Source organism: Pseudomonas farsensis (assembly GCF_014268805.2).
Lineage (GTDB): Bacteria > Pseudomonadota > Gammaproteobacteria > Pseudomonadales > Pseudomonadaceae > Aquipseudomonas > Aquipseudomonas farsensis.
In genome coordinates, this window is the sequence record NZ_JABWRF020000001.1 from 1,776,032 (window position 1) to 1,792,057 (window position 16,026).

The 16,026-nt window shown below is 64.7% G+C and carries 12 protein-coding genes and 1 riboswitch; of the genes, 6 read left to right on the forward strand and 6 right to left on the reverse strand.

The window, feature by feature from the left end; genetic code table 11:
- Positions 1-107: 107 nt before the first annotated feature.
- Positions 108-315: riboswitch (cobalamin riboswitch) on the forward strand.
- Positions 316-424: 109 nt separating this feature from the next.
- The 5 genes from HU719_RS08165 to HU719_RS08185 all read left to right on the forward strand — a co-directional run bounded on the left by HU719_RS08165 (position 425) and on the right by HU719_RS08185 (position 6,460).
- Positions 425-2,560 (forward strand): TonB-dependent receptor, encoded by a 2,136-nt coding sequence (locus HU719_RS08165; RefSeq protein WP_186534658.1) that lies wholly within the window; start codon positions 425-427, stop codon positions 2,558-2,560.
- Between the two features lie 24 nt (positions 2,561-2,584).
- Positions 2,585-3,358: an ABC transporter ATP-binding protein gene (locus HU719_RS08170; protein WP_186534659.1), complete on the forward strand. Its 774-nt coding sequence runs from the start codon at positions 2,585-2,587 to the stop codon at positions 3,356-3,358.
- Complete coding sequence (locus tag HU719_RS08175; RefSeq protein WP_186534660.1) at positions 3,355-4,323, forward strand: ABC transporter substrate-binding protein; 969 nt, start codon at positions 3,355-3,357, stop codon at positions 4,321-4,323. Before HU719_RS08170 ends, HU719_RS08175 begins: the two co-directional genes overlap by 4 nt.
- On the forward strand, positions 4,320-5,339 hold the full coding sequence (locus tag HU719_RS08180; RefSeq protein ID WP_437179645.1) for a FecCD family ABC transporter permease: 1,020 nt from the start codon (positions 4,320-4,322) through the stop codon (positions 5,337-5,339). The genes HU719_RS08175 and HU719_RS08180 overlap by 4 nt, the downstream gene beginning before the upstream one ends.
- A gap of 164 nt (positions 5,340-5,503) precedes the next feature.
- Positions 5,504-6,460 (forward strand): arsenic resistance protein, encoded by a 957-nt coding sequence (locus tag HU719_RS08185; protein ID WP_186534661.1) that lies wholly within the window; start codon positions 5,504-5,506, stop codon positions 6,458-6,460.
- 78 nt (positions 6,461-6,538) lie between these two features.
- On the opposite strand, the gene HU719_RS08190 is transcribed toward HU719_RS08185, so the two are convergent.
- The 6 genes from HU719_RS08190 to HU719_RS08215 all read right to left on the reverse strand — a co-directional run bounded on the left by HU719_RS08190 (position 6,539) and on the right by HU719_RS08215 (position 13,681).
- Entirely contained in the window at positions 6,539-8,599 is a 2,061-nt protein-coding gene (locus HU719_RS08190; protein ID WP_186534662.1) for a TonB-dependent receptor, read from the reverse strand.
- Positions 8,600-8,674: 75 nt separating this feature from the next.
- Positions 8,675-9,079, reverse strand: a complete 405-nt coding sequence (locus tag HU719_RS08195; protein ID WP_186534663.1) for a DUF2946 family protein — start codon at positions 9,077-9,079, stop codon at positions 8,675-8,677.
- 126 nt (positions 9,080-9,205) lie between these two features.
- Positions 9,206-9,529, reverse strand: a complete 324-nt coding sequence (locus HU719_RS08200) for a hypothetical protein (RefSeq protein WP_186534664.1) — start codon at positions 9,527-9,529, stop codon at positions 9,206-9,208.
- A gap of 92 nt (positions 9,530-9,621) precedes the next feature.
- Positions 9,622-10,875 (reverse strand): arsenic transporter, encoded by a 1,254-nt coding sequence (locus tag HU719_RS08205; RefSeq protein WP_186534665.1) that lies wholly within the window; start codon positions 10,873-10,875, stop codon positions 9,622-9,624.
- A 7-nt stretch (positions 10,876-10,882) separates the two neighbouring features.
- Positions 10,883-12,133 (reverse strand): MFS transporter, encoded by a 1,251-nt coding sequence (locus tag HU719_RS08210; RefSeq protein ID WP_186534666.1) that lies wholly within the window; start codon positions 12,131-12,133, stop codon positions 10,883-10,885.
- 48 nt (positions 12,134-12,181) lie between these two features.
- On the reverse strand, positions 12,182-13,681 hold the full coding sequence (locus tag HU719_RS08215; protein WP_186534667.1) for a sensor domain-containing diguanylate cyclase: 1,500 nt from the start codon (positions 13,679-13,681) through the stop codon (positions 12,182-12,184).
- A 227-nt stretch (positions 13,682-13,908) separates the two neighbouring features.
- Here HU719_RS08215 and HU719_RS08220 point away from each other — a divergent pair, with 227 nt between their 5' ends.
- Positions 13,909-15,966 (forward strand): hybrid sensor histidine kinase/response regulator, encoded by a 2,058-nt coding sequence (locus tag HU719_RS08220; protein WP_437179658.1) that lies wholly within the window; start codon positions 13,909-13,911, stop codon positions 15,964-15,966.
- The last annotated feature ends 60 nt before the right edge of the window (positions 15,967-16,026 follow it).

Here is a 16,026-nt window from a genome sequence, read left to right on the forward strand (position 1 = left end):
CAGGGGGTTCTCCATGGTAGATGTAATAACATAACATCTGTGCTGACTAAAACGCTATCGCCGCACGATGGCAACGTGCCTGTTGACCACGGGCCGTTTTGATGGTCATCTGCGCGCCTGTTTCAGGTGCCCCCTGCCGCCGTGCATGGGGTGAAACGGGAAGCCGGTTCGTCATCCTTGCGGTGATCAGTCCGGCGCTGCCCCCGCAACGGTATACGAGCGAAGCATTCGATACGCCACTGTGCTCTGGCATGGGAAGGCGAATGTTTCATGACCCTCGTGAGCCCGGAGACCGGCCTGAAGCATCGTTTGGCAAACCCGCGGTGGGCGGGCGCAGGCCGGTTTTCGTAGGCGCGTGCGCCTGCGCTTTCCCTATGCGTTGTTCCCTCCGGGATTCTTTCATTCCTGTTTCAAGTGGAAAGATATGTCCCGTTATTCGTTGTTCCGTTCCTTCCCTGGCCACATGCTGCGTGCAAGCCTGGTGCCTTGTGTATTCCTCAGCGCAGGCGCCCAAGCCGCTGAAGATGAGCCGCTGGCATTGCCCGCCACGGCCATCACCGAATTCGCTGACGCGGCTGCCCAGCCCGACCTGCGCACCCCTGGCACCAGCGGTTCTAGGCTGAACCTCACGCCGCTGCAAACCCCTGCCAGCGTCACCAGCATCAGCGCCGAGCAGATCCAGGCGCGCAATAACGCCACCGTGCAGGACGCCGTCACCCGTTCCCCTGGCATCACCTTCATCGGCACGCCCGGCAACGGCGGCACGGCGCTGTCGGCACGTGGCTTCACCGGCCATAGCTCGACCATGCAGTTGTACGACGGCACCCGCCTGTATGTCGGCGCCGGCACCGTGACCTTTCCGGTCGACACCTGGGCGGTGGAGCGCATCGACGTGCTGCGCGGCCCAGCATCGGTGCTGTACGGGGAGGGCGCCACGGGGGCGGTGATCAACGTGGTGCCGAAAAAGCCGTTCGAAGGTGACATCCGCAATCGCCTGCGCCTGGGTTACGGCTCCAATGACCGCCAGCAGATGGCGCTGGACAGCGGCGGGTCGCTGAGCGACACCCTGAGCTACCGCTTGAACCTCAACAAGCTGGCGAGCAATGGCTGGGTGGACCGCGGCGAGTCCGACAGCATCGCCCTCAGCGGTGCGCTGCGCTGGCAGCCCAACGAAGACCTGAGCGTGACCCTGAGTCACGATTACGGCGACCAGAACCCGCAGCAGTACCTCGGCACGCCGTTGATCGACGGGCATTACCGCGAGTCGTTGCGCGACCACAATTACAACGTGGCCAACGCCGAGCTGCATTACAACGACCAGTCCACACGCCTGGTCACCGACTGGGTAATCAGCGACACCCTCACCGCCAGCAACCAGCTGTATTACCTCAAGGCCCAACGCCGCTGGCGCAACGCCGAAAGCTACACCTGGCAGCCCGGTAACCTGATCGAGCGCAGCAGCTTCATCAGCATCAAGCAGACCCAGGAGCAGATTGGCGACCGCCAGTCGTTCACCCTGCAGCACCCGCTGTTTGGCCTGGACAGCCAGACCGTGGTGGGCGCGGACTACAATTCCATTCGTTTCCTGCGCAAGCACGATTTTGGCAATACCCTGGCCGATGCCGTGCCGGTGGCAGGCTCTGGCGGCGGCAGCTACATCAGCGACGACCCGTTCCGCTCGCGCGAAGCCAACCAGGCGCGGCAGTTCTCGCTGTTTGCCGAAAACCGCACGCAGCTGACCGAACGCGTGTCGCTGGTCACCGGTGCCCGCCGCGACCAGGTGCACCTGAACCGCGACAACCTTGATGACGACACCCGCAGCGACCGCAGCCTGACAGGCGATAACTGGCGCGCGGGCCTGGTGTTTGCGCTAAGCGAAGAGCTGTCGGTGTACGGCCAGTACGCCACCAGCACCGAAGGGGTCAGCGACCTGTTGACCCTAAGCTCGGAGCAGCAAAGCTGGGACTTGAGTACCGCCAAGCAGACCGAAGTTGGCATCAAGCAGATGCTGCCCGAAGGCCGTGGCGAGTGGACGCTCGCGGCCTACCACATCGTCAAGAAGAAGCTGCTCAGCACCGACCCGCTCGACCCCAAAGTGCAGCAGCAGGTTGGCCAACAGTCCTCGGACGGCATCGAGGCCACCCTTGAACTGCGCCTGCCCTATGAGCTGCAGTTGTCTGCCAACGCCGCCTGGTTGCGCGCCAGGTACGACGACTTTACCGCTGACGGCAACGACTACAGCGGCAACCGCCCGACCAACGTGCCGCGTCGTTCGGCCAACCTGTGGCTGAGCAAGGATTTTGCCCAACGCTTCAGCGCAGGTGCAGGCGCGCGGTACGTCGACAGCCGTTATGGCGACAACGCCAACACTGTCAAGGTGCCGAGCTACACCGTGCTCGACGCAAGCTTCGACTGGCATGTGCAGCCGGACCTGACCTTGAGCCTGCAACTGAACAACCTGTTCGACCGCCAGTACGCCACCACCAGCGAGAACGGCGGCCGGCAGTGGTACCTGGGCGAGCCGCGTTCGTTCTTCGTGACGGCTGACTACAGCTTCTGACCGTTGCCGCAGGAGGCGCCGAGCATGACCAGTTTGACCATCGACGACTTGCACTGGGCACTGCCTGGGCCGCGCCTGCTGCTCAATGGCGTGAACGTGCAGGTGCAACAAGGCGAATTCGTCGGGCTGATCGGCGCCAATGGCAGCGGCAAGACCAGCCTGCTGCGTTGCGCCTACCGCGCCACGCAGCCCACGGCCGGGCGGGTCAGCCTGGGCGGGGAAGACCTGTGGCAGCGCAGCCCGCGCTGGTGCGCGCAGCGCATTGCAGTGGTGCTGCAGGAATTTCCCGAAGAGTTTGGCCTGAGCGTTGCCGAGGTGGTGGCCATGGGGCACACGCCACACAAGGCCCTGTTCGACGGTGAAACCGCCGAGGACCGGGCCCGCAGCGCACAGGCGTTGGAACAGGTGGGGCTGGCGGAGCACGCCCGGCGCACCTTCGCCACGCTGTCGGGCGGCGAGAAACAACGCGTGCTGCTGGCGCGGGCGCTGGTCCAGGCGCCCGAACTGCTGATCCTCGACGAGCCCACCAATCACCTCGACCCGCGCTATCAGCTGGAGCTGCTGCAGCACCTGCGCGGGCTAGGGTTGAGCATTCTGGCAAGCTTTCACGACCTCAACCTGGCGGCTGCCTTCTGCGACCGGCTGTATGTCATTGATGGCGGGCGCATCGTCGCCAGCGGCACACCGCACCAGGTGCTGACCCCTGAGCTGCTCAGGCAGGTGTTCGGCGTCGATGCATTGGTTGACCAGCACCCGCTGCACCCCTATCCACGTATTACCTGGGTTACCCGTTCATGACCTTTCGCTACCTCTTTGGCCTGCTTTGGCTGCTGTTTTTGCTGCCTGCCGCTGCCCGCGACTTCCCCGTGAGCGTACACAGTTGTGAGCGCTCGGTAACCTTCACCCAAGCCCCGCAGCGCGTGGTGGTGCACGATGTGAACATGACGGCGATGCTGCTGCACCTGGGCCTGCGTGAGCGCATTGTCGGCTACACCGGGTTCACCCGCAGCAAACACCGCGAGCAGTGGATCGACCAGGCGCTGGAAGGCGTGCCGCAGCTGGCTAGCCGCTCGGCGTCCATCGAAACCCTGCTGGCGGCAGACACCGAGTTGTTCTTTGCTGGCTGGAACTACGGCATGCATGTCGGCGGCCCGCTGACCCCGGCAACCCTTGCGCCGTTCGGCGTGGCGGTTTACGAACTGAGCGAGTCGTGCTCGTGGGTAATGCCGCAGCAACGGGCGAGCCTCGACGATGTGTATCGCGACCTGGAAAACCTCGGAAGCATCTTTGCCGTGCAGGGGCAGGCCCGCGCGCTTATCGCGCAGATGCGCAGCCGCATCGCCCAGGTGCAACAGCGGGTTGGCCAGGCTCGGCACAGCCCCAAGGTGTTTCTCTACGACAGCGGCGAAGACCGCCCGACCACCTCCGGCCGGCTAGGCATGCCGCAAGCGCTGATCGATGCCGCGGGTGGCGTCAATGTGATGGGCGATGTGGCGGCGAGCTGGACTGAGGTGAACTGGGAAAGCGTGGTCGAGCGCGACCCTGAGGTCATCGTGATCGTCGATTACGGCCCGCTCACCTGGCAGCAGAAGCGCGATTTCCTGTTGCGTCAGCCGGCGCTCAAGGGCGTGCGGGCAATCCGCGAGCAGCGTTTCGTGGTGCTGAGCTATGTCGAGGTAACGCCTTCGGTCGAAAACGCCCAGGCCATCGAGAAACTCGCCGACGCCCTGCATCCGCAACCGCTTGAGGGCGCGCAGCCATGATGCCTGTGCGCAGCCCGACAGGCTTGCGAGCCTTGTTGGTGGGGCTGGTGGTGCTGTTGCTGGCGTCCTGCGTCATGTCGCTGGCCTTTGGCCCGGCCTCGATCCCGATGCGCAACGTGGCGCAGGTGGTTGCCGGGCAGTTGGGCTTGGACATTGCCGGGGAACCAGGCAAAAGCCAGGCGCATATCGTCTGGCTGATCCGCGCACCCCGTGTAGTGCTGGGGGCGCTGGTGGGTGCGGGGCTGGCCCTGGTGGGCACAGCATTGCAGGCGGTTACCCGCAACCCCCTGGCCGACCCGCACCTGCTCGGTGTGAGTTCGGGCGCGGCCCTGGGCGCTGTGCTGGTGATGCTCTACTTGGGCGAGTTCATGGGCGTGTTCAGTTTGCCTCTGGCGGCGTTCATGGGCGCTGCCGGGAGCATGCTGCTGGTGATCGCGGTAGCGCGCCGCGGCGGGCGCATGGAGAGCGATCGCTTGCTGCTGGCAGGGGTGGCGGTGTCGTTCGTGCTGATGGCACTGGTCAACGTGCTGCTGTACAGCGGCGACCAGCATGCGGCCGCTTCGGTAGTGTTCTGGATGCTTGGCGGGCTGGGGGCGGCGCGCTGGGATGTGATCTGGCTGCCGGCGCTGTGCGTGGTGCTGGTGCTGCTTGCATTGCAGGCCATGGCGCGCGGCCTGAACGCGCTGATGAGTGGTGAGCAGACCGCGATCAGCCTGGGGTTCAGCGGCCGCCGGCTGCGCCTGCAGGTATTTATCTGCACCTCGTTGCTGACCGGGGTGCTGGTGGCGCTGTCCGGGGCGATTGGTTTTGTCGGGCTGATGGTGCCACACATGGCGCGGGCACTGGTGGGGGCCGACAACCGGCGTTTGCTGCCGGTGAGTGCGCTGCTTGGGGCGATATTTCTGGTGTGGGTGGATGTAGCCGCGCGCACGTTGATCGCGCCGGAGGACCTGCCCATCGGCATTGCCACAGCGGCGCTGGGTGGGTTGTTCTTTATCGTGCTGCTCAGGCGCTGAGGCGAATTGAATGCGGTCGGTGTAGGCGCAGCCTTGTAAGGCTCCAAGCTGCGCGCAGGCCCCACCCATCTGCCAATGGTTTTTGCGTGCCAGCCACTCCCTTTGCATTGCGTCAGAGGGTACCCTGCCGGGCCTACCCGCTACCCGCAAATGCCAGGACCCCCGTGGACAGAGAGCAGCTCGAACGCAACCAGATCCCCGTTTACTTCATTGCCGTAGCGTTTGCCGCCGCCATTGGCCTGTTGGCCCCCGCCGCCGCACGGGCGTTGGAGCTACTGGTGACCCCGGCCATCGCCGTGCTGATGTACGCGATGTTCTTGCAGATCCCCTTCCTTGACCTGCGCGCAGGGCTGGGCAACCGGCGCTTCATGGCCGCGCTGCTGCTGGCCAACTTCGTGCTGGTGCCTTTGCTGGTCTGGGCCACCACCCGCGGCCTCAGCGCGCACCCGGCGCTGCTAGCCGGCGCCTTGCTGGTGCTGCTGACGCCGTGCATCGATTACGTGGTGGTGTTCACCCATATCGGCAAGGGAGACTCGCGCCTGACCCTGGCGGCCACGCCGGTGCTGTTGTTGGTGCAACTGGCGCTGCTGCCGCTGTACCTGGCGCTGATGCTTGGCGGGGCGAGCGAGGTGCACATTCAACTGGCGCCGTTTGTTGAAGCCTTTGTGCTGCTGATTGTGGTGCCGCTGCTGCTGGCGGTGGCGACCAGCGCGGGGGGACGGCGCTTTTCGTCGGTCGCGGCCTGGAACGACGCTTGGGCATGGCTACCGGTACCAGCCATGGCGCTGGTGCTGGTGGCCGTAATTGGCTCGCAGGTGGGCGTGGTGGTCGGCCGGCTGGATGAGCTGCTGCCGGTGCTACCGGTATATGTGGGCTTTGCCTTGCTGGCGCCCTTGCTGGGCTGGGGCACTGCGCGGGTGTTCGGGTTGCCCACTGGCGCGGCGCGGGCGGTGACGTTCAGTGCGGCGACGCGTAATTCGCTGGTGGTGCTGCCGTTGGCGTTGGCGCTGCCGGAGCCGATCCGCGGGTTGGCGGCGGCGGCGGTGATTACCCAGACGTTGGTAGAGTTGGTGAGTGAGCTGGTGTATGTGCGGGTGGTGCCCAGGGTGGTGCGGATGTAGCGGGGCGGGGGCTGCTACGCAGCCCTGTTGCGACGCAAGCCCGCTCCTGCACTGGCCGCGTCGCTTGTTGCGATGAGCTCAGAACTCGACCGTCAACCCGGCATACAGCGCACGCCCGTCACCCGGCGAGTGCAGCGATGCATCGGCGCCATCGGGGTCGTACCACACATATTCGTAGTAGCGGTTGGTCAGGTTCTTCAACTGCACATCCACGCTCAGCGTCTCGCTGACCTGGTAGGTAGCCCCCAGGTTCATCAGCACATAGCCACCGTAGGTGCCCTGGGTGTTTTCCCGCTCCAGGTAGTAGTTGGTCTGGCCATTCATCCACGCGGTGAGCTGCAGCGCCGGGGTGGCCTGGTAGCTGACCCCGGTGTTCCACAGATGGTGCGGCACATGGTCGATTTCCTGGCCCTTGCTGCTGGGCAGGGCGCTACTGGGTTCGAGAATCTTCGAGTACTGCCAGGAATACGACATCCACACCTCGGTACGCGCGTCCGGGTGCAGGTTCACCTGCAGGTCATAGCCCCAGCGCCGCGTCTGGCCAACGTTGTCCGACTCGCCGCTGGGGTCGTTCAGGCGCCGGCTGACTTCGCCGGTCGCGTCCTGGCGCCAATAGGCGACACGGCCATCAACCCAGCTGGCGGGGGTGAACTTGACACCGGTCTCCCAGCCTTCGTTGATCGACGGTGCCAGGTCCTCGTTACGCGGCGGCACTTTGTAGGCTGCAGTGCCCGTGCCCACCTGGAAGGTGCGGCCCCAGTTGGCGTAAAGGCTGGCGAATTGCCACGGGCTATAGACCACGCTCAGCTTGGGCTGCTTGATCAGCCCGTAATTGTTGATGTCCGCCTTCTGGCCGGTGAGTTCGTTGGTGAAGTCGCCGCTGAGCTTGTCGACGCGATAGGCCGGGACAATTTTCAGCGACTCCCACGGCTCGATTTCGGCCTGCACATAGGCCCCGACGGTATTGAAGTCGAACTGCTGGTCGCGGGTCTGCGCCTGGCGCACGCGGCTTAGGGTGCGGTAGCGCTCGCTGCGGTTTTGCTGCTGCTGCACATCGCTGCCGCCTTCCAGGGCAAAGGCGTGCAGCCAGTCCACTTCAGGCCGCCAGGTCAGCGAGGTGAGGGCGCCGTACTGGGTTTCGTAGGCGTCGCGTTCTTGCTGTGAGCTGGTGCGCCAGTATTGCGTCCAGCGCCGGTCGTCGAAGGTGTTCAGGTAGGTTTTTGCCGACCACGAGAGGCTGTCGGCAAGGTCGGCGTCCAGGTGCAGGCTGACCTGGTTGGTGCGCCGGGTGCCCTTGTCGGTGGCGTTGAAGTCGTTGCTCATGCGTGGGTGGTGGCGGGCATCGTCGGCGCTGAGGTAACCGGCTTCCTGGGCGTCTGCTTCATAGTGGCGGGCGATCAGCCCCAGGCGGTAATTGCCGGCATCGGGGGTGTAGAACCACTTGCCGCTGAAGCTGTAGCGCTCGGTATCGCCGTGGTCACGGTAGCCATCGACCTGCTGGCGGGCAAAGAAATAGTTCTGCGTCCAGTTGCTGGTTTCAATGCCCTTGGCCAATTGCGCTTCACGGGTGTTGAAGCTGCCGTAACGCAGTCGCGCCTTGTTGTAGTTGCCGCCGGTGCGGGTGTTGATATTGACGTTGCCGGCGATGTTGTTCAGCCCGTAGCGCGGGTCGCTGGTGCCGCGTACCACCTCGATGCTGTCGATGTCCATGGGGAACACCGAGTCGATAAAGGGCATGTTGCCATCGTTGGTGTTGCTGGGAATGCCGTCGATCAGCAGTTTGACGGCGTTGACTTCACCTTCGCCGTTGAAGCCGCGAAACGACAGCTTGCCGGAGGTGGTGCCTTGGTTGAAGCCGGTGAGCATTACGCCGGGCGCGCGGTTGAACAGCTCCCAGCTGTAAGCGACGGGCATCTTCTCAAGGATGTCGCCGCCGAGGATATCCACCGAGCTGAGCACGCTGCTGGTGGCCAGCGGGCCGGTGCTGGCGCCGGTGACGGTTACCGCGCCTAGGGTGAGGGTGGAGTTGTCCTGCGCCAGGCCTTGGGCCACGGCTTGGGACAATGGGCTTAAAACAGACACGCAGGTCAGGGCGAGCACGGGCAGCACGGCACGTGCGGGGGTTGCGGACGCATTCATCAAAACGGTTCCTGGCTGGAAAGTCGGGTACGGCCGTGGCGCGCAAGCGGCGCAACGGGCGTTGGTGGCGACGGATCAGGCCAGGGGTGGGGCGCGTGGAGTAAGGCCGGGCCTTTGCTGGCGCGGCAGGGGCAGCACCGGGGCGTCGCCCAGCAGCAGCGCATCAGGCCAGAAGCGCGGGAACAGGTGCTTGAAATAGTCGCCAGGCGGCGCGGCCTGGCCTGCGTGGCCACAGCAGCAGTCGCCGGTTTGCATCTTGCTGTCGCCGTGTTCGGTCAGGGCGTGCTGGTCGAGCTTGAGCTGAGCCAGCAAGGCTTTGGGCAGGCTTTGTACGCCATGCAGGCTGCAGAAGCTGCCGAGGATAAGCGACTCGTCGAGAACCGGCTCACGCAAGGCACGGTCGAGCGGCATCGCCAGCAGGTTGAACAACACTGCAAAACAGGCGATGAGCAACAGATGAGTGCGGCAGCGTAGACGCATGAACCTTCCCACAGCGGTAAGGTGGGCATTAAGCCGTATTTGCATGCGTCTGTAAAAGTTCAGCGGTGCGCCATCTTGTCGCAGAGGCCGACTCTACCCGGTCAGTGCAGGGGCGGCGCTGTTGACTTATTTGGAGCCCGATCCACCGCTACCGGAGCTACCGGAGCCATTCCCGCCAGAACCACTGCTCCCATTCCCTGACCCGCTGGTAGTGCCATCGCCGCCGGTGCTGTCGGTGCCGTTGTCGTCGGTCCCACCCGATCCGCTCCCCACTCCATCGCCGGGCGTACCGGAACCGGTCGCATCGCCGGCGCCGTTCATCTGGCCGCTATCATGCGGTGGCGCCCCGGGTGGACGCTGATCTTCGGGGGTTGTGGCGGCCAGCGCGAAGGGCGCGCCGGCGGTAAGGCATAGCGCAAGCAGCAATGAATGGCCTTTGATGATCTTCATGGTGAATCTCCCTATCTGGTTGTTCACCTTGCGTTGGGCATGCTACTGCACCGCCCCGTGCGTTGAGATCGACAGACGGGCATTGCTGCCCGTCAAAGCGTCAAGGCCAGCAGCGCTGCGATCAAGGCGGGCGGCATTACCAGCAGCCCCAGGCAGAGGAACTGCCAGGCGCCGACATGCTCGCCTTCGCGGCGAATGGCAACCAGCCACAGTAGTGTGGCGAGCGAGCCGGTAATCGACAGGTTCGGCCCCAGGTCCACGCCAATCAACAGCGCTGCGGTGGTCTGCTGCGGCAGTTCCACCAACGAGCCCATGGACCCGGCAATCAACCCAGTGGGCAGGTTGTTCATCAGGTTGCTGGCAATGCCTACACCGGCCCCTGCAGCCCAGCTGGCCAGTGCCGGCGAGCGTTCGGCAAGGCCTGCCAAGGCGTGTGCCAGGCGTTCGATGACACCGGTCTGCGCCACGGCCTCGACCAGCACGAACAGCCCGGCCACCAGCGGCAGCACGCCCCACGCCACATGGCACAGTACCGGCATCGGGCTGCGGCGCTGGCGCAAGTGGATCAGTGCTGTGGTAGTCAGCCCCGCGCAGAACGTCGGCAGGCCCAGTGCCAGGTCCAAGGCCGAGGCGCTGAGCAGCAGTGCACCGGTCAACACAATGCCCACGGCACACAGCTTGGCGCCGTAGGGCAGGGGTTGGGCATCGACATCAAGGGCCAACGGCTGGCTGATCTGCCGGCGTTGGGTCAGGCGCAGCATCAGGTATGTCAGGCCGATGGCGGCCAGCGACGGCAGAGTGAACTGCGCTAGCCAGTCCAGCAGCGGCGGCATCTTGCTGCCGAACACCACCAGGTTGGCAGGGTTGGAGATCGGCAGCACAAAACTTGCGGCATTGGCGATGAACGCGCAGATGAACAGGTAAGGCAATGGCTCGGCGCGAGCGGCTTTACACGCCGCGTACACCGCAGGCGTCAGTACCACGGCCGTGGCGTCGTTGGACAGGAACACCGTGACCAGCGTGCCCACCAGAAACACCAGGTCGAACAGCCGCTGCCCGGACCCGCGGGCATGGCGCACGGCATAGCGGGCCAACCAGTCGAACAGGCCTTCCTGGCGGGCCAGTTCCGCCAGCACCATCATGCCGATCAGGAACAGGTACACATCGCCGCCCTCGGCAACCGCTGCCAGGGCGCTGTGGGGGGCAATCAGGCCGAATGCGGTGAGCAACAGCGCACCGCCCATGGCCCAGACGTACTCGGGAATGCGCCATGGGCGCAGGATGACGCCGCAGGTGGCCAGGGCGGCAACGGCCCAGATGATCAATGCGGTAGAGGAGACAGGCATGGTGCGTTCAGTTTCCGGCAGGGTCAGGCATGGCCGTGGGCGCATGGCGCGAACGGGGGTGGGTTTCAGGCATGGCCAGCAGCACCAGCGTGAAGGCGGCTGCGGCGATGCCGGCCAGGGTGAGGAACGCCGCATTGTAACCGGCGCTCTGCACGACAAGGCCTGCAATGCCTGGGCTCAGTGCCGCGCCCAGGCCAAATACCGCGCTTAGCGCGCCCAGGCTCACATTGAAGCGCCCGGTGCCTTCGGTAAGGTCTTTGACGATGATGGGGAACAACGCGCCGAATATTCCCGCGCCGATGCCGTCGAGCAGTTGCACCCCGACCAGCCAGAACGGGTTATCCGAAAGCACATACAGCGCTCCGCGCAGCGGCAGAATCAGAAAACCTGCCAGCAAGAACGGTTTGCGCCCCCAATGCTCAGCCTTGGCCCCGACCAGCAACGCCATCGGTACCATGACCAGTTGCGCAGCAACGATGCAGGCCGAGGTCAACGGCGTGGCCAGGCGCAGGTCGACCTGCGCCAGTTTCTGGCTTACCAGCGGCAGCATTGCCGCATTGGCCAGGTGAAACAGCCCACAGCACACGGCGAACAGCAGCAAGGTGCGGTTATGCAGCAGCAGGCCAAGCCCGGCCGGATGATCATCGCCACCCGGCCCATGGGCCAGGCCTCGTGCCACTTGGTGGTCGATGGCGCCTGCCGGCACGCGGCTGACTGCAAAGATACTGCCCACCGTCATCAGCGCCATCAGGTAGAACACCACCACCGGCCCATACAGGTACGCAAGCCCACCCGCCAGCAGCGCCGAGCAGGCATTGCCGGCGTGGTTGAAGGTCTCGTTGCGGCCCACCCGGCGGGTGAACGCCTTTGGCCCCGTCAGGCCCAGGGAAATCGCGGCGATCGCCGGGGCGAACACCGAACCTGCCAGGGCGCTGACCGTCTGGGTCAGGGCGACCAGGCCGAACGACGAAAGCAGCGGCAACAACAGGCAACTGCCCGTGACCAGCACGGCGGCGATCACCACCACTGCACGCTTGGCCGGGGTTTTGTCGATAAGCGCGCCGGCTGGGGTCTGCGCCAGCAGCGCAGCGACGCCGGCCAGGGTCATCACCAGGCCGATGCTTGCCGGCTGCCACTGGTGCACGGCAAGCAGATAGATCGCAAGATAAGGCCCGAGGCCGTCGCGCACGTCGGCGAGAAAGAAGTTCAGCCAGTCGAGGGCGCGGTTGTGCGAATCGCGATGCTGGAGAGTGTCCAAGGGTGCAATCTCGAAAGGGCCAGGGGATCGCGCCGGGGCGCGCCGTATTCAGCCGATATGCAGGCGGTTGCGGCCTGCGTCCTTGGCAACATAGAGCGCCGCATCAGCGCGCTGCACCAGCGACTGCAAACTGTCGGCATCGGCGCCACTGGCGCAGGCGATGCCAATACTCACAGTCACCTGAGCAAACGGACTGTCGTGGTGTGCGATAGGTTCCAGGCTCAGGCGTTCAAGCATGGCGCGCGCCACTACCGCGGCGCCGGCGCTGTCGGTTTCCGGCAGGATCACTGCCATTTCCTCGCCGCCATAACGCGCCAGCAGGTCGGGAGGGCGGCGCGTGCAACTGGCCAGCATTGTGGCCACTCGCTGCAGGCAAGCGTCGCCGGCCAAGTGGCCGTAGTGGTCGTTGTAACGCTTGAAATAGTCGATATCGATCATCAGCAATGCCAGCGACGTAGCGCTGCGCCGCGCCCGGCCGCTTTCCTGGGCCAGCGTTTCATCGAAACTGCGCCGGTTGGCGAGCCCGGTCAGGGCATCGTGCATGGCCAGCTGTTCGAGCTGCTGGTTGCTGGCCACCAGTTGCTGCTGTGCCACGCGCAATTCGTCTTCGGCCACGTCACGCCTGCGCATGGCGCCAATCAGTAACCAGCCAATGGCCCCGGTAAGGCCCAGCAGGCCACTCACCACCAGCAACGACAGCAGCGCCTCGAACTGCCAGGCGGCCAAGGCTTCGCGCTTGCCCAGGGCCACGGTGGTCACCAGCGGCAGCTTGTCGCTCTTGCGAAAGGCATACAGCCGCTCGACGCCGTCCAGGCTTGAACTGAACGAGGCCGTGCCGACCGTCTGGCCCTGCAGGTACTTGGCGTAAATCGGCGAGTGCGAGAAATTGCGGCCCATGTCCTGCTCGCGGAACGGGTAGCGCACAAGTAACGAGCCGTCGGTGTAGGTAAGGCTGATGGCGCCTTGCTGGCCGACATCAAGTTGCCCGAACAGGCGCAGAAAGTTTTCCACCCCGAGGGTTACTGCCACCACGCCTGCAAATTCACCCTGGGCGTCGTTGAAGCGTCGGCTGATGGTGATGACCCATTCCTGGTTGGCGCGGCTGCGAATGGGCAGGCCAATGAACGGTTCGCGCGACGGGTTGTCCCTGTGGTGGATGAAATAGGCGCGGTCGCTGCTGTTGGCACCGACCGGGATAGCGCGGTTGGACGACATCAGCCAATGCCCGTCGCGGCTGTAGACGGTGATTCCGCTCATTTGCGGCATCAGTGGCTGCTGGCGGCCAACCAGCTCGCGCAAGCGCTTGATCTGCGCAGGGCCGCTGCCTTCGGTTTCCAGGCGCTCCACCAAGCCGAGCAACAGCACCGAACTCTGGCGCACGATGCCTTCGGAATAGGTCACCAGCGCCTGGGTCAGGTTCAGGCCGTGAGTGTTGATTTCTTCCAGCGCCCGCTCGCGGGAGGCCATGACCTTCCACAGCGTCAACGAGGCAAGCGAACAACCAATGACCGACAGCAGAAGGATAACGAGTTGGATGTCACGCTTCACGTTGATACCTGATGGAAATCCGAGTCCCGGAGTGGGCGTTCAGTGGCTGAACCCCATAGCAAAAGGCCATTCCTGGCGCCGCGCAAGGATACAAGGAGTCGCTGGGAAGTGCAGTACCCACAAGCGCTTTACCTATATATGCTGTGGCACATTCGTTAAGCGTTTCACCAACGCCGCATCTCGCATTCAACGCGTGTTTCTTTGAGGTCTGCATGGAACAACAGCGCATTGCTCGGCCAGACCAGGCCGGTGCTGCCAGCCAGCCTGCGCCGGTGCAGGCCTTCGCCGTGGATGCCGCGGAGCGGCTGCAGCTCGCCCTGGATGCCGGTGCAATCATCGGCACCTGGGTGTGGGACGTGGCCAACGACTGCGTCACCGCCGATGAGCGCTTTTCCCGTTCGTTCGGCTTGCCCGCCGAGCGCTGCCTGGCGGGTATCCCGATAGCCGAAGCCTTCGTTTCGATCCATGGCGATGACCGCGAGCGCGTGTCGCAGACCATCGATCAAGCGTTGGCGCGGGGCGGGCCGTTTCGCTGCGAGTACCGCGTGCGCCAGGAGGACGGCTACTACCGCTGGGTCGAAGCTAGCGGCCGGGTTGAGATGGACGCCCAGGGCCGCGCAGTGCGCTTTCCCGGCATCCTCATGGATATCGAATCGCGGCGCGATGCCCAGGCCGAGCGCGACCGCATGTCTGCCTTGCTGCGTACGTTCACCGAAGCGGTGCCGGGGGTGGTCTACGCCAAGGACCGTGACGGCCGCATGCTGGTTGCCAACCATGGTGCGACGCAATTGATCGGCAAGCCGCCGCAGTTCTATATCGGCAAGACTGACCTCGAATTCCTTGAAGACAAGGCGCAGGCGCGCCAGGTAATGGAAACCGACCAGCGCATCATGGCTGGCGGCAAAACCGTGCAGGTTGAAGAGCAGGTGGACATGCCGGACGGCTCGGCAGCCTGCTGGCTGTCGGTGAAGGCGCCGCTGTTCAACGACGCGGGCGAGGTGATCGGCCTGATTGGCTCCTCCATTGATGTGACCGCGCGCAAGCAAGCCGAGGCCGAGTTGCGCGAGCTCAACCAGACCTTGGAAACACGCATCAGTGAAGCCATCGCCGAGCGCGAAAACGCCGAAGCCGCGCTGCGCCAGGCGCAGAAAATGGAAGCCGTAGGCCAGTTGACCGGTGGCATTGCCCACGACTTCAACAACCTGCTGGCCGGGATTGCCGGCAGCCTTGACCTGATGCGGTTGCGGCTCAAGCAGGGCCGTACCGAGGACCTGGAGCGCTACCTGGCTGTGGCCCATGGCGCGACCCAGCGCGCCGCGTCGCTGACCCATCGGCTGCTGGCCTTTGCCCGGCGGCAGACGCTGATCCCGGAACCTACCGACGTCAATGCCTTGATCGACGGCATGGAAGAGCTGATCCGCCGCACGGTTGGGCCTTCGGTGGCAATCAATGTTGAGCGCGGTACCTCCCACAGCACCTGCCTGGTAGACCCGACCCAGCTCGAGAATGCGCTGCTTAACCTGTGTATCAACGCCCGCGATGCGCTGGTCGGGGGCGGGCATATCACCATCAGCACGGTCGAACACAGCTTTGCCGAGCAGCCACCCGCCGATGGCGAGCTTGCCGCTGGCCGTTACCTCACGGTTTGCGTTGCCGACGACGGGGTCGGCATGGACTCGGCGACCTTGGGCAAGGTGTTCGAGCCGTTCTTCACCACCAAACCGGTCGGCGCGGGCACCGGCCTTGGCCTGTCGATGGTCTATGGGTTTGCCAAGCAGTCCGGTGGGCGCGTGCGCATCGCGTCGCAACCGGGGCAGGGCACTCGGGTGTACCTAGACCTGCCCAGCCATTCGCAGCCTTGCACACCGGCAGCGCAAACCCTGGCCAGTAGCGAAACGGCAAAGCCTGCGCCCGGTACCACAGTGCTGGTGGTGGACGATGAAGCCTCGGTGCGGCTGTTTGTCAGTGAAGCACTCAATGAACTGGGTTATGTCGTGATCGAGGCTGCCGACAGCCTGGCCGGCTTGCAACTGCTGCGCTCAGACACCCGGATCGACCTGCTGATCACCGATATCGGCCTGCCAGGTGGGGTTGATGGCCGCAAGATGGCCCACGCCGGTTGCAGCGCACGGCCCGCACTGCCGGTGCTGTTCATGACCGGTTACGCCGAGCCACAGCCGGCGGACGCGTGCATCTTGCCGGGGCCGACCGCTGTACTGACCAAGCCGTTCAGCCTGGAGGGGTTGCTGGGTGGGATCAAAAAGTTGACGCCGAGCACGGACTGACGCGGCGCGCAACAGGGTTTTGCCTGTGGCCCTTTGCCTGTAACCTGCGAACTTTGTAGG